At 66.3% G+C, this 12,705-nt stretch carries 15 protein-coding genes and 1 tRNA gene; 2 read left to right on the top strand and 14 right to left on the bottom strand.

Annotation, left to right across the window (positions count from 1 at the left end; all coding sequences use genetic code 11):
- From JSV65_17470 to JSV65_17430, 9 genes are all read right to left on the bottom strand, one after another.
- Window positions 1-759, bottom strand: a 759-nt coding sequence (locus JSV65_17470; protein ID UCH34293.1) for a DUF4962 domain-containing protein, incomplete at its 3' end; no start/stop codon positions are given.
- A gap of 151 nt (window positions 760-910) precedes the next feature.
- Window positions 911-1,300 carry a DUF202 domain-containing protein gene (locus JSV65_17465; GenBank protein ID UCH34292.1) on the bottom strand — a complete coding sequence of 130 codons (390 nt, stop codon included), beginning with the start codon at window positions 1,298-1,300 and terminating at the stop codon, window positions 911-913.
- A 114-nt stretch (window positions 1,301-1,414) separates the two neighbouring features.
- Window positions 1,415-1,984, bottom strand: a complete 570-nt coding sequence (locus JSV65_17460; protein UCH34291.1) for a DNA ligase — start codon at window positions 1,982-1,984, stop codon at window positions 1,415-1,417.
- On the bottom strand, window positions 1,981-2,454 hold the full coding sequence (gene rimI, locus JSV65_17455) for a ribosomal protein S18-alanine N-acetyltransferase (GenBank protein ID UCH36830.1): 474 nt from the start codon (window positions 2,452-2,454) through the stop codon (window positions 1,981-1,983). The genes JSV65_17460 and rimI overlap by 4 nt, the downstream gene beginning before the upstream one ends.
- 69 nt (window positions 2,455-2,523) lie before the next feature.
- The gene (gene tsaB / locus JSV65_17450) at window positions 2,524-3,216 is read right to left on the bottom strand and encodes a tRNA (adenosine(37)-N6)-threonylcarbamoyltransferase complex dimerization subunit type 1 TsaB (GenBank protein UCH34290.1); all 693 of its coding nucleotides are present in this window, start codon (window positions 3,214-3,216) and stop codon (window positions 2,524-2,526) included.
- Entirely contained in the window at window positions 3,213-3,743 is a 531-nt protein-coding gene (tsaE, locus tag JSV65_17445; GenBank protein UCH34289.1) for a tRNA (adenosine(37)-N6)-threonylcarbamoyltransferase complex ATPase subunit type 1 TsaE, read from the bottom strand. Before tsaE ends, tsaB begins: the two co-directional genes overlap by 4 nt.
- A 119-nt stretch (window positions 3,744-3,862) precedes the next feature.
- A complete protein-coding gene (locus JSV65_17440) occupies window positions 3,863-4,216 on the bottom strand; it encodes a hypothetical protein (GenBank protein ID UCH34288.1) in 354 nt (117 codons plus the stop codon).
- Between the two features lie 122 nt (window positions 4,217-4,338).
- Entirely contained in the window at window positions 4,339-4,779 is a 441-nt protein-coding gene (locus JSV65_17435; protein UCH34287.1) for an NAD(P)H-dependent oxidoreductase, read from the bottom strand.
- A 401-nt stretch (window positions 4,780-5,180) separates the two neighbouring features.
- Window positions 5,181-5,438 carry a hypothetical protein gene (locus JSV65_17430; GenBank protein ID UCH34286.1) on the bottom strand — a complete coding sequence of 86 codons (258 nt, stop codon included), beginning with the start codon at window positions 5,436-5,438 and terminating at the stop codon, window positions 5,181-5,183.
- 571 nt (window positions 5,439-6,009) lie between these two features.
- Here JSV65_17430 and JSV65_17425 point away from each other — a divergent pair.
- Window positions 6,010-7,038, top strand: a complete 1,029-nt coding sequence (locus JSV65_17425) for a hypothetical protein (GenBank protein ID UCH34285.1) — start codon at window positions 6,010-6,012, stop codon at window positions 7,036-7,038.
- A 39-nt stretch (window positions 7,039-7,077) separates the two neighbouring features.
- Here JSV65_17425 and JSV65_17420 read toward each other — a convergent pair whose 3' ends face one another.
- From JSV65_17420 to JSV65_17400, 5 genes are all read right to left on the bottom strand, one after another.
- The gene (locus JSV65_17420; protein UCH34284.1) at window positions 7,078-8,958 is read right to left on the bottom strand and encodes an aldehyde ferredoxin oxidoreductase family protein; all 1,881 of its coding nucleotides are present in this window, start codon (window positions 8,956-8,958) and stop codon (window positions 7,078-7,080) included.
- Window positions 8,897-9,430, bottom strand: a complete 534-nt coding sequence (locus tag JSV65_17415) for a 4Fe-4S dicluster domain-containing protein (GenBank protein UCH34283.1) — start codon at window positions 9,428-9,430, stop codon at window positions 8,897-8,899. Before JSV65_17415 ends, JSV65_17420 begins: the two co-directional genes overlap by 62 nt.
- A 42-nt stretch (window positions 9,431-9,472) precedes the next feature.
- Window positions 9,473-9,997 carry an isoprenylcysteine carboxylmethyltransferase family protein gene (locus JSV65_17410; protein ID UCH34282.1) on the bottom strand — a complete coding sequence of 175 codons (525 nt, stop codon included), beginning with the start codon at window positions 9,995-9,997 and terminating at the stop codon, window positions 9,473-9,475.
- Window positions 9,994-11,055: a methyltransferase domain-containing protein gene (locus JSV65_17405; GenBank protein UCH34281.1), complete on the bottom strand. Its 1,062-nt coding sequence runs from the start codon at window positions 11,053-11,055 to the stop codon at window positions 9,994-9,996. Before JSV65_17405 ends, JSV65_17410 begins: the two co-directional genes overlap by 4 nt.
- 233 nt (window positions 11,056-11,288) lie before the next feature.
- Window positions 11,289-11,375 (bottom strand) — tRNA-Leu (locus JSV65_17400).
- A gap of 196 nt (window positions 11,376-11,571) precedes the next feature.
- On the opposite strand from JSV65_17400, the gene mutL reads away from it, so the two are divergent.
- The coding region (gene mutL / locus JSV65_17395) for a DNA mismatch repair endonuclease MutL (GenBank protein UCH34280.1) at window positions 11,572-12,705 on the top strand (1,134 nt) is incomplete at its 3' end.

Genomic DNA, 12,705 nt, shown 5'->3' with positions numbered 1-12,705 from the left:
ATGGACCCAGTCGTACGCGCGGGAGGTGATATGCAGAATCGGCATCCCCGCCTCGTCGTTGACCTTGATGCTCGTGCTGCCCGCCGGATCCCACGACGCGATATGCAGCAACCACTCGCGAACGCGCCGCGCGTACTTCTCCTCGCCGCTGATGAGGTAGGCGAAGGCCATCGTCTCGATTCCGTTACAGGCCTTGACCACCGCGCCGTAGTTGCGTCGCCATTCGGCAGCGTTCCACAAGCCGTCGGTCCACGGCGGGGGCTCGGGGATAAGCTCGGGCTCCAGGTAACGGTCGGCACGCGACCGGAGAGCCTGCCATCTTGCGGCCAATTCGCCCTGCGCCGCCAGCCGCAACTGCGCCACCTGTTCCGGGCGCAGGAAGAGCCGCGGATGGTGGTCCGGAAGCATGTCGCGCACGGAGTCCACAGTCGGCCGGGGGAAGACGACCGCCTCGGGGCTGATGAGGAAAGACCGGGGCGCGCTCCAGTCGGAGCGCTCGCCTTGCTCGGTCCACAAGCCATACCGCCAGTGCCACCGGCCAACCGCCAGCGGCTCGGTGTGAGTGTAGAGGCAGTACGGCGTGCGCGCAATTCGCAGTGTTGCGTCGGGCGGGAAGTCGGGATCCTGTGATAACTCGAGGAAATACGCGGCGGCTTCGGGCTCGTACAGCCACGCCATGGCGGGCGGGTTGGCCGCGGGCGTGCTGCCGTCGGGAGGCAAGTATCCGACCTCGAGGGCTTGCGGCGCGCGGTTAGACACGGGGGTCGGGGCTCCTTCGGCCTGAGCGGTGATGATTGGTGCGCAGACCAGCAGGATCAGGAAGACCGTACGGATTGTGAACCAGGTCGTCATCGTTCAGAGCCAGATCCGGATTACGCCGTTGCGGCGTTGCTTCGCAGCGCGCGCGGGGCTAGGCGCGCGGCCAGGTTATGACGAGATAGACGAAGAGCAGGAGTATGGCGGCGGCGATGCCGATGCTGAGCGCGATCATTGCCCATCCCAGGGGACGGAACGGATGGCCGCGCAGTCGAACGCGCAAGTCTATGTAGCGCCAGATGCCGATGATCTGCATGGCCAAGGCGGCGAGGACGAATGCCGCGCCGGCCCACGGCGAGACGGCGTGATCGCTCGCGGTCACGGCGACGATGGTCGCGGAGTCGAGTCGCAGCTTCGCGATGACAAACCCGAGTGCCGCCGCCGCGAGCGCGGTGCGGGTCCACGCGAGCAGGGTGCGCTCGTTGGCGAGGTGGTCGCGGGTGATTCCCGCCGGCTCGTCCGGCACGGATTGCCTGTCCGCCATTGCTGCCTCCGGATGTGCACTTCGCTGCGCGCGGTGACCGTCCTCTCAGCGGGATGAGGACGCGGTCTTTCCACGCGGCTGGGGCGCGCGGCGAGCGCGGCGCAGGACCGGCGGTTACTTGGCATCCGCCGCGATCTGATCCATGCTGCGGCCGGTGCGGGCGGAGTCCGGCTCATCCCTCAGGACATCGCCGCCGGGCTTGGCCTGGTCGTCTTTCTCCTTGATGAGGAGCCAATTCTTGTCTTCGCCGCGCCACTTGGTGCGCACGAGGACGTAGCCACCCTTGAGCTTGCTACCGTTGAGATGAACCTTCAACTCGCCTTTCCGGAGCGCCTCGGGTGCCGGGATGTCGCCTGCCACATCGTAGGTTCCCTCGTCCCAGATCATGACCGTGCCCGCGCCGTATTCGTCCTGCGGAATCGCGCCTTCGAAATCGGCGTACTCGATGGGGTGATCCTCGACCATCACGGCGAGGCGCTTGTCCTTCGGGGCCAGGCTCGGCCCCTTGGGCACCGCCCAGCTCTTGAGCACGCCCTCCATTTCGAGGCGGAAGTCATAGTGCAGGCGGCTGGCGTCGTGCTTCTGGACGACGAAACGCGGTTTGCTCCTGCTCTCTTGCGTCTTGCCCTTGGGCTCGCCGGTCTTGCGGAAGTCCCGCTTGCGGTGATACTCATTCAGGCTCATGGTTCGCCTCCGGATGCCGCGTCGTCGGTCGGCGGACGCCAGGCGGGCGGCAGCGGGTTGAGCCACATGACGACCGCGTCCTCACGGGTGTCGGGGTAGTAGGCGCGCATGTACGCGACGGCCTCGAAGCCGTATTTCTCATACAGGGCGCGCGCGACGGCGTTTGATTCGCGCACCTCGAGGGTGACGCGGGAGGCGCCCATGTCCTGAGCTGATTCGAGCAGCGCGACGAGAAGTCTCTCGCCGATGCCGCGGCGCCGGTGCTCGGGCTCGACGGCGACAGTCGTGATGTGGGCTTCCGGTGGGATGACCCACATGCCGGCGTAACCGACGACTTGCTCGCCGACCTTCGCTACGAGGTAGCGCGCGTTGGCATTGAGAAGCTCGCGCTCGTAGGCCTCGCGCCGCCACGCGGTCGGGAAGGATCGCCTTTCGATGGCGACGACGCGGTCGAGGTCCGCGAGCGTCATCGGGAGGATGTTGAGTTCCTCGTCTTGCTTGGGAAAGCGCTCGTGAGTGTCGGCTATCACAGCTTCACCCTACGGCGTGCCGTCCGCCTGCAACTCCGCCTGCGAAGGGCGCAGGTAGACCGGCGCGAGGCCGATGCCATCGCCAGCCTCGCCCGCCTCGAGCCGCGCGGCGGCGAGGCGTCCGACCCAGGTCGCCAGGTGCCAGGTGATCTCGGCGGGCAGAAAGCTATGCTCGACGTTGAGTTCTTTCAGCGGCAGCACGGCGCGCGCCTGTGCGGCGACGGGGGCAAAGGTGACCCGCTCGCCCAAGTGCGCGAGTCGCGCGATCAGATCCGACGCGGTGAGGACGTCCTCTTCAATCGGTTCTAGGGTCTCGCCTGCGCGGAACAGGCCGGCGTAGAGTTCGTCGCCGTGCGCGGGAATTAGGGCGCACGCGATTCCCCCCGAGCCGAGAGCCGGGTAGGCGCATGCCGCGAGCGTCGAAACCCCGAACAACGGCACCCCGAGCGCGAGCGCCATGCCCTTGGCGATGGAGACGCCGATGCGGATGCCGGTGAACGACCCTGGGCCGCGCCCGACGGCAATCGCGGCTACCTTCTCAATGCTCACGCCGGCCTCCCCCATCATCTCCTGGATGCGCGGCAGCAAGCGCTGGCAGACATCGCGTTGCGGGCGAAAGGCGAGGCTCGCGCGCAGCGATCCGTGGTCGAGGAGCGCAGCGCCGGCGATATCGGTGGCGGTCTCGATGGCAAGCAGGGTCATTGCTTGTGCTGCGGTGGAGCGGAGGGATCGCAGCAGGCCGTGCCGGTGCGTATGCTGCGGAGCCGCTCGGCGGTTGTTTCCTCGACGGCGCGGATGCGCAGTGTCCGGTCGCGCTCGCGCGAGCCGAACTCGATGGCGATGTCGAGCGAGACACGTCCCCGCAACCGTTCGGGGAGCCGTTCGCACCATTCGATGGCAACAACGGCGTCGGAGGTCATCAGTTCCTCGAGCCCGAGGTCGTCCACGTGGCCCGGCTCGAGGCGGTACAGGTCAACGTGATGCAGCGGCAGGCGGCCGGGATACTGGTGGGCGATAACGAAGCTGGGGCTGGTCGCCGGCTCCTGGGCGTCAAGGCCGCGGGCCAGGCCTTGGACGAACACGGTCTTGCCGACCCCGAGGTCGCCGCGCAGGCCGACGACTTCGCCTCCGGTGAACTGCGCGGCAAGACGTGCCGCGAGAGCGCGGGTCTCCTCCTCGCCATTGGTCTCGATCGTCAATGCCTTGTCGCGACTGCGATCAACACGCACAGGGATGTCCTGGGACGGGTAGCGGCCGGCTAATGGCACTCACCGTCGCAGGCGGATTATACCGTGGGGCGGAGCGGATGTAAATCGTACGGGCAGCCGTGAGGGTGGCGGAGCGGTAATCACCAGCCCCCGTTTTCCCAGGGCGGGTGGGTGTGCTTGATGACGCGCGGCGGTTTGCGCCGGCGCACGCCCAGCCACAGCACGACCGCGGCCGTGACCACCACGAGAAGCGCGGCAAGCAAGACGAGAACCACGGCCGCCATCTCACTCATCGGGGGGCGGCGCGCGAACACGGCGACGGTGAACATTGCGAGGGCGGCGGTGAACAGGAGCACCGCCAGCTCCAGGCCCTTGCGCCCGGCACGGCGTGCCGCGAGCCACAGGATGAGCACCACCCAGGCCAAGATGACGATGGCGCCCGCTCGACGCAGCCACATCAGCAGAGCCAGGATGCCTTCTACCAGAGGAGCCATGTCGTTTGTCTCATGGGCGGTACGGCTTAGCCCGCCCGGCCAACTCCGAGACCCGGCAAACGCGCTCGTCTTTCCCCGGATGTGCCGCGGTGCACCGGCGGTGTGCGCGGAGAACCACTGCCTCAGCCCGCTGCCCCGGCGAGCTTGCGACCCAAAGCGCGGCATTCCGTTACGATGTCGTCAGCGGGCGTGCCGCTGCACCCGACTGAGCCGACGACGTTCATCTTGAAGGCGCCACATATCTTGTCGAGAAGCTCCAGGACAACCGTCGGCGGGCCGCCGGCGCTGCCGAAGCAGGCGCACGGCTTGCCGGTCACTTTGCCTTGGGTCGGATAATACGTCCGATCAAAGAAGTCCTTGAGGCCGCCCGCCATGTAGCTGAAGTAATCCGGGGAGCCGACGGCCACGGCGTCGCATCCCAAGAGATCATCGACGCCGGCTTCGAGCCCGGTCTTGACCGTGACCTCGGCGCCGGAGACCTCGCGCGCCCCGTCGGCGATGGCATCGGCCATCGCCTTGGTGTTGCCGGAAAGCGAGTAGTAAACGACGAGAATCTTCGCCATCTCCGCCCTCCTTGTGGTGGTTTAGTTGAGGTTCGCCTTCCGCGTGTTGTATCCCTGTCGCACGGACCGCCGGGATGGCGCCGACAGCGGCCGAACGTGGATCTCAGCGGGGGCTCAATGGAAGGAAAGTTGGGGAGCGTGCTGGGGGGAAGGGCCTTGGGCGTCAAGGCCCCACACGCTCCCCAAATCGTCACATCACAGCAGGCGGTGGGACTTGTGGTACAACAACTCTTCCATCTCGATCGGCTGGTACGACAACTCTTACGTCTCCATCGGCAGCTCGGGCTGCGGTGCGCCCCACCGCCACACCTGTACTCTCGTCATGCGCTACCGGGGACTGCGCCGCCCGGCGGACTTGGTCACGATTATGGCTGTTCAACGGCGAGGCGGCGCGGCCAGTATCAGTTCTTGCAGGTCAGGGTCACCCCCGGCAGATTCGGGTCGAAGCTCAGAACGAGGCGATCGAGCGTCTCCTGCGGGGGCTCGTCCAGCTTTGCCTCGATCAATGGCCGAAGTCGCTCGTCGCCGAGCTGAGCCTCCAGGAACCTCTGGGCCGATGAACGCCCCTGCTCCGAGAGGCCGGCACCGACCAACTGCTCGACCAGCTCCTCCACCAGCTCACCTATGCGTCCGCGAAGGGTATCGTGCGCTATGCTCATCTCTAATTTGGTTAACTACCGTCTTCATTATACCCCGACCGGGGCCTTTCTCACATGACTTTGAAGGCATTTCGTAACATTTGCTCGTGGAAGAACCGGCTTCAGGGCGGGTTTGGCACGAAAATCGCCCATCGAGGGCCCCGGCGAGGGCCGCGACTGGCGATGTAGGCCCGAGTTGGCGCGCGTACATACTGGATTGTAGGTCCAAGTATGGAATTAGCAGTGTAAAGGCCCTGGGGTAATAGAGGTGTGGCGCTCAGCGCCGCCTCGGAGTCCACGCGCGGCTCCGACTCGGCAGCCCTGCGCGTTGACGCGGTGGGGCGGGGTCAAGGCGGCGCGAGCACTGCTGCGCCATGGATGCAGCGCAGAAAGCGGACCGACCTCGGTTGTCACGTTGGCTTTGGCTGAGTACGCCACGACGGTGTGCACCATCCAGGCGTTTACGCGCGGCTGGCGCGCGAGACGCAACCGCATGGAAGCGGACGGCGACCCATCGCGGGACGGTGGGCAACCGAATCGTAGTGATATCCCTGCAGCATTAACGCGGCGTGCCGCGGTGGAGTTGCGAGCGGTGTTGGGGAGCTTACTGGTCGAGACGTCCGTTGACGTCCGGCTGAACGACAACTTGCTCAATCACGCGCAGATCACGTGCCGCATCGGGCCGGAGGCCCCGCGCGCGGATCGGCATCGCGAACGTCTTCCCGCCGAGCTGACACCGGAACTGAAGCAGGCACTGGCGCGTTCCGATCTCCGTCAAGGAGCGGCGGGGGGCGTCATCCCACGCCTGAGGGTGCTCATGGCGGACGATCCAAGCATGAGGGGTTTGCAGCGCGCATTGACAGAGCAGCGCCGCGGCGTGACGGACGGCACGGTCACGATGCAGGCTGGGCGCGCGTTGCTTCGGCTCGGGACCGACGAACTCGAAGTGATGTGGCGCCTATGCGAACACCTCCATGCCGCACATTATGAGAGCTACTGGGCATCGCGGAAGCTAGCGTTGAACAAGCTCGCGGAGGACGTGGAGGACCCGCTGCGGGGGGCCGAGTTCCCGCGGAAGCTCACTCAACTCACCGGTCGCGAGCCGTCGCACGCCGACATCCAGGTCTACCTGCTTGATTCGGACGCGCTGATATCGTATTCCGGCGGCGGCGAGAGGATCTGCATCACCAGTGCGTTGTTGACGCGGTTCGAGCGGTTCATGTATCTGTTCGCGCATGAGTGCGCGCGGTTGTATCTGCAAAACCCACCGTGGTGGGAGGTCGAGCCGTGCGCGAGCGCGTGCCAGGGCCTGCCGGATCAGGTGATTGAAGCGGTCGAGGCGTGCGCGGCTCAGTATCTAGCGGCGACTTTGTCGCTCCGCTACGGCCATGATACAGGATTCTGGGCGGTGCACCCGCAGGTAGAGGAAGTGTTTGCCAGCCGGTGGCCGGACTACATCGCCGCGCCGGGCAAAGGAATCGACCTGTTGCTGGAGCGGATGCTGCACGAGTTGCGCAACGTCGACTCCGGGGTCACCAGCATACGGCCGCGACGGCTCGCGGTGACCTACGATGGCGCGGGAGTGCCGGTGCGATGTGCCGTGGCAGACGAGCGCTTCTGAGCGCCGCGCAACCGAACAGCGGACTGTTCGGCCACATTGCTAGGCGACCGCGTCCTTGAACTGCGCTGCGACCTCGGCAGGGGGTATCCCGTCGCGGTCCCACCCGCGCTTGTCGTAGTAGAGGTCAAGCAGCGCATCGTACTCCGCGCGGTCAATCTTGCGGCCGGCCCACGGCCCGCTCTGGATCGGCAACTCGAACAGGCGCCGCGGCGCGTAGTCGTCCTTGCGCGAAATGCCCTTGCCGCAGCTGATGATGCGCGTCAGGTCATAGATCGCCCGGGATTTTGCGAGCAGTTCCTCAAGGGTCGTTTCGGCGCCGGTGATCGCCGCGTAGTACTCGGGGTAATGGCTCTCATCGAACCCGAGTTCGATCCACGGCAGGCGGCAGACGCCGAGCATGTCGAACAGCGGACGCACCGTCTGATGGTAGATGACGATGTCCGCCTTCTCTTCCAGTCCCCAGGTCGCGCCGAGTTCCAACTCTTTGGCGACGGTCCACGCGCGGTTGTGGCTGGCGCCGATATCGCAGGTACCGTACGCGAGCGCCATAGACAGCGTCGCGCGGCCGTCGTAGGCTGACTGCTCCATGCCCTTGACCTGAAGCACCAGCGGCTCGAGCTGCGGCCAGCGCTCGATAACGGCGCGCGAGCCGTTCGCCAGGGTGTCGCCGATTCCCTCGCGATGCGCGATCTTTGCCGCGAGCGCGAGGATCGCCTCGTGGTTGCCCCAGGCCAGCCGGAGACCGTCAACATCCTCAGCAGTCAGCAGCTCGGATTCGCACGCCTCGATCATCGCGCCGATGAGGCTGCCGGAGGAGATGGTGTCAATGCCCAGTTCATCGCAGAGCTGGTTGGCGCGCAGGATGGCCGAGAAGTCATCCACGCCGAGGTTGCTGCCGTACATGCACGCGGTCTCGTACTCCGGCCCCTCGGTGACGGTGCCGCGGTAGCGGCCGTCCTTGACCAGGCAGATGTTGCTGCACGACATGGGGCATGCGAAGCACGCGGCGTCGCCGATCTTATACTGCTGCTCCATGACGAAGCCGTTGATGCGCTCGGCGCCGGCGAAGACGCCGTCGCTGAAGTTGCGCGTCGGCAGCACGCCCGCGCTGTTGACGTAGTCAATGACCGACATCAGGCCCTGCTCTTGCCAGAACTTGAAGAGGTGGTGGCTGGCGAGCTCGACGAGGCTCGCCTCGGTTGCCCGGCGCAGGCGCTCGATGTCGGCGACCGGGATGTCCTTCGAGCCGCGGACGACGATGGCTTTCAAATTCTTCGAGCCCATTACCGCGCCCATGCCCGCGCGTCCGGAGTTGCGGCTCCAGTCGCAGTTCACGGAGGCGAAGCGCACCAGGTTCTCCCCGGCGGGCCCGATAGTGGCGATCTTGACGTCGTCGTCACCGAGGTCGCCCTTGATCATGCCGGCGGCCTCGAGGCTGCCCTTGCCCGCGAGGCGGGGCGCGGGCACGACGCGCACGTCGTCGTCGTCAATCCAGAGATACGACAGCTCCTTCGCGCGCCCGGTAATGACGACGCCGTCGTACCCGGCCTGACGCAGCTCGACGCCCCAGTTGCCGCCCATGCTCGAATCGCCGTAGATGCCGGTGAGCGGGGAGAGGCTGACGAAGGAGGTCTTGGTGGAGGCGGGCAGGAACGCGCCGGTCAGCGGGCCGGGGGCGATGATGATGACGTTGGAGGGGTCGAGCGGCTCCTTGATCTGGTCCAGATGGTCGTAGAGCAGCTTGGCGCCGAAGCCGCGTCCGCCGATGTACTTCAGGGCGAAATCCTCGCCGATGGGCTGTTGCTTGACGCGGCCGGTGGTCAGGTCAACGGCAAGCAGCTTGAAGTGGTAACCGCCCTTAAGCTTCCGGCTTGCCGATTTCCGCGTAGCGGAGCTTCTTTTGCTCGCCTTCTTCGACATAGGTGACCTCTTTCATATGCGCGTAGCGAAGCATGCTCGACATGCGATGAGCCTGCCCCGCCATGTGTTCGGGCTGATAGAGTATGGCTTGCTTCGGGCATACCTTGACGCACTCGGGGTCGCCGCCGCACAGGTCACACTTGAACGGCAGGGGCACATCGTCGTGCACGAATATCGCGCCGAACGGGCAGGTGATGACGCACTGGCCGCAGGCGATGCACTTCTCGGAGTCAATCGAGACAAGACCGTTGTTGCGGGCGATGGCGTTTTCCGGGCAGTTCTCGCGGCATTTAGGCCGCGCGCATTGACGACAGACGATCGGCATGCGGATGACCGGGTGCGGGAACGCCACCATGACGCGGATGGCGCTCTTCTTGGGATTATTGACGCCGAAGTGGTGGATCGCGCACGCCAGCTCGCAGAGCCGGCATCCGGAGCACCGCTCCGGCACCACGGTGAGATGTTTAGCCATGTGAACCTCCGGTGAGAGAATGGTTCGGCGAGGCGCGGCGCGCTACCTTCTCGCCCGCCCCCGGGGCAGGAAGCGCGGGACGCGGCGTCTGTATTCCAGGTAGGGGTCGCCGAAGCGCCGCACCAAACGCGGTTCCTCGAAGCACACGATTGCGACCACGCCGACCGCAGCGACGATGGCGATACCGACGAGCGTCCCGGCCGAACTCACAACGGCGCTGAGCGCCAAGAGCACGAGGATGTATCCGAAACCCATTGGGTTGCGAGTGCGCGCGTACGGCCCGGCGGTGACAAGCTCCTGCGTCACCGGGCTGACCTCGATGCCGAAGCCCTCGGTCGGGTGTCCATGACCGCGGGTCAGCAGGAACCACCACGACCAGATCATCCACACCACTCCCAGCGCGCCGAGAAGCGCAGCGGCGACGAGGTTGACCGGCCACAAGGCCATGGGCTGCCAACTGAGGAGAGTATCCACAGCCCGGCCGATGGCGATCACCGCCGCGGGTATGGCCACTGCGAACACGGTGAAGCTCACGACGTAACCGAGGATGATTCGAGCGGTCCTCATTCCCGTGGAGTCTCCGTGCCGGCGCAAGGCGAGCACGTCCGGCGCCGCCGCATCGCCGCGGTCGCCTCCAGGCGGTTGTGCGGCAGGCGGCGGATGCGTATGTCTTCGTAGCAGCGCGAGAGGCGCTCGGTCGCTTCGTGTTCGTGGCGGCGGCGGGCGCGGGTGACGAACTTGATGGTCATGATCGCGGTCGCGCCCGGCCGCAAGTGCTCGGCACAAGCGCACATCAGGTCTGCGGACTCAGCGGGCTCGAGGTTCATGTCGTTGACGATGATGTCGAACTCGCCGAGGTCCTGGGCCAAGGCGTCCTGGGCGGACATGCGTAAATGCTGCACCTCGGCGCGCTGCCCCACCTGCGGGTCGAGTTCGCCTTTGTCAACCGCGACGATCGTGCAACCGGCATCCGCCAGCACAAGCGACCAGCCGCCCGGAGCCGCGCCCAGATCGAGCGCGCGCATGCCCGGCCGCAACTCGATATCGAATGCGGCGAGCGCTTCGCGCAGCTTATGCTGCGCCCGGTTGAGCGGGCGCTCGCCGGGTGCGTACTTGCGCGCATCGCGGAGTTCCTTGTGCACGAGCATGTCGGTGCGGTTGACGCCGATGTAGGCGCGCTCCTGGAAGACGTCCACGGAGACCGTGTATTCCGGCTCGGCCTCGAACTCGGGGGTGCCGCCGGCGTGCTCCTCCAGAGCCATGCCGACGGCGCGCTCGACGTCCTGGCTGTGGAACTCATGATCTCCCCGGCGCCGGCAGCGGACGATGAAGGTGACGCCGCGCGGCAGGCGGTCAAGTTGAAGAGCCGCCTCCGCCAGGCGTTCCAGGGAATCGGGTGGGGTGCTAATCGCGACTTCGGCGTGCGCCGGCGCGGCGCGGGCGATGAAGCGCGTGTCCGCCTCGCGCAGCCGTCGCACGGCATCGTCCTCCGCGAGCGGGGTGTGGGCGATGAGGTTGCCCTTGAGGAAGAGCGAGCGGCTGTCCACCTCGCCGAGGGCGTCGCGCAGTTCCCGGCGGGCGTCGCCTTCGCGCCCGGAGGCGCAGGTGACTAGCAGTGTGGTCATCGCGGTCGTGTTCCTGAGACGACCCGGCTTGAGAGGTCGCATTCCAAACCACGAAGACACGGAGACACCAAGTGCGCCGATTAGTGTTGACGGAGGGCGCCGCGTCTCGGTCGTCCGCCGTCTTCGAGGCTTGGTGTCTTATTGCCTTGGTAGTCTTGTTGCAGCGCCTCGACGCGCCGGACAAACGAACAAGGCCCGGAGATTACTGGCATCTCCGAGCCGACTGATTGATGTGGTGCCGACGACTGGATTTGAACCAGCACGGGGTTAACCCCCACTAGGTCCTGAACCTAGCGCGTCTGCCATTCCGCCACGTCGGCACCGGCCACATCGCCACGACAAGACGAATATACCATAACCTGAGTGGCCGGTCAACGCTTTCCAGGGCCCTCGCTCGACTTCCGCGCGCGTGCGACAGCGTGGACTCGGCGACATGAGCGGATGTGCGGCGCAAGCATCCTTCGGGCAGGACTGGGTAGGCACGCGGCGAAGTCAATCGCCGGAGGCGCCCCCGCTTTGCCCATCATCATCCTCGAGCAGGAAGTCATCAATCAGATCGCCGCCGGGGAGGTCATCGAGCGCCCCGCCTCGGTGGTCAAGGAACTGGTGGAGAACTCGCTCGACGCCGGGGCGACGCGAATCAGCATTGACCTCGGGCAAGGCGGGCGCCGACTCATCCGCGTCACCGACGACGGCTGCGGCATGACGCGCGAAGACGCGGTCCTCGCCCTCCAGCGCCACGCGACGAGCAAGATCAACTCGGCCGATGATCTCTTCTCGATCCGCACCCTGGGTTTTCGCGGCGAAGCGCTGCCGAGCATCGCGGCGGTGAGCTACCTGCGCATCGTGACGCGCCCGCGCGATGAGACCGAAGCGACGGAGATATCGGTGCGCGGAGGCGAGGTGGTTGACATGCGCACGGTCGGCGCGCCGCCGGGGACCGAGGTCACCGTCGCGCGGCTGTTCTACAACACGCCGGCGCGGCTGAAGTTCCTGCGCAGCGAATCGTCGGAACTGTCGTACATGACCGATCTCGTGACGCGCTTCAGCTTCTCGCATCCGCCGGTCTCGTTCCGGCTGAGCCACGGGGAACGCGAGGTGGTGCACCGGCCAGCGGCTGATGACCTGCTGTCGTCGGTGGTTGCGCTCTACGGGCGCGATGCGGCGGAGCGGCTGGTGCCGGTGGACCTGCGGCTGCCGTCGATACGGGTTTCGGGGTTTGTGTCGCGGCCCGATTTCACGCGCTCATCGCGCAGCCACCAGGCGTTCTTCGTCAATCGCCGGCAGGTGCGCAACCGCACGCTGACCCATGCCGTGGAAGAGCCGTACCGGGCGGCGCTCCCGCGCGGACGGTTTCCGGTGGCAGTGCTGCTCGTGGAGATAGAGCCGACGCTGGTGGACGTCAACGTGCATCCGGCGAAAGCGGAGGTGCCTTTCGTCCGCGACTGTGAGGTGCACGAGGCGGTACGCCGCGCGGTGCAGACCGCGCTAGAAGGCACGGCCCTGATTGGGATCACTGAGGGGTGGGGCGGCGCGCCGCCAGTGGGCTCTGCGACGGATGTGCGACCTTCGCGGCAGGATGCCACGGGCGGCACCCAGGCCGCGCTGTCGTTCCCGGAAATCCAGCCCACCGCGCCGCGGCCTCAGCCT

It is taken from the genome of Armatimonadota bacterium, assembly GCA_020354555.1.
GTDB lineage: Bacteria > Armatimonadota > Hebobacteria.
This window is presented reverse-complemented; position numbering and strand designations above follow the sequence as displayed.

Coding starts and splice junctions, on each gene's coding strand:
- JSV65_17430 (UCH34286.1), bottom strand. CDS start 5,438: ATGAGCATAGCGCACGATACCCTTCGCGGACGCATAGGTGAGCTGGTG.
- JSV65_17460 (UCH34291.1), bottom strand. CDS start 1,984: ATGAGCCTGAATGAGTATCACCGCAAGCGGGACTTCCGCAAGACCGGC.
- rimI (UCH36830.1), bottom strand. CDS start 2,454: ATGACGCTCGCGGACCTCGACCGCGTCGTCGCCATCGAAAGGCGATCC.
- JSV65_17410 (UCH34282.1), bottom strand. CDS start 9,997: ATGAGGACCGCTCGAATCATCCTCGGTTACGTCGTGAGCTTCACCGTG.
- JSV65_17405 (UCH34281.1), bottom strand. CDS start 11,055: ATGACCACACTGCTAGTCACCTGCGCCTCCGGGCGCGAAGGCGACGCC.
- JSV65_17440 (UCH34288.1), bottom strand. CDS start 4,216: ATGGCTCCTCTGGTAGAAGGCATCCTGGCTCTGCTGATGTGGCTGCGT.
- tsaB (UCH34290.1), bottom strand. CDS start 3,216: ATGACCCTGCTTGCCATCGAGACCGCCACCGATATCGCCGGCGCTGCG.
- JSV65_17435 (UCH34287.1), bottom strand. CDS start 4,779: ATGGCGAAGATTCTCGTCGTTTACTACTCGCTTTCCGGCAACACCAAG.
- JSV65_17465 (UCH34292.1), bottom strand. CDS start 1,300: ATGGCGGACAGGCAATCCGTGCCGGACGAGCCGGCGGGAATCACCCGC.
- JSV65_17415 (UCH34283.1), bottom strand. CDS start 9,430: ATGGCTAAACATCTCACCGTGGTGCCGGAGCGGTGCTCCGGATGCCGG.
- JSV65_17420 (UCH34284.1), bottom strand. CDS start 8,958: ATGTCGAAGAAGGCGAGCAAAAGAAGCTCCGCTACGCGGAAATCGGCA.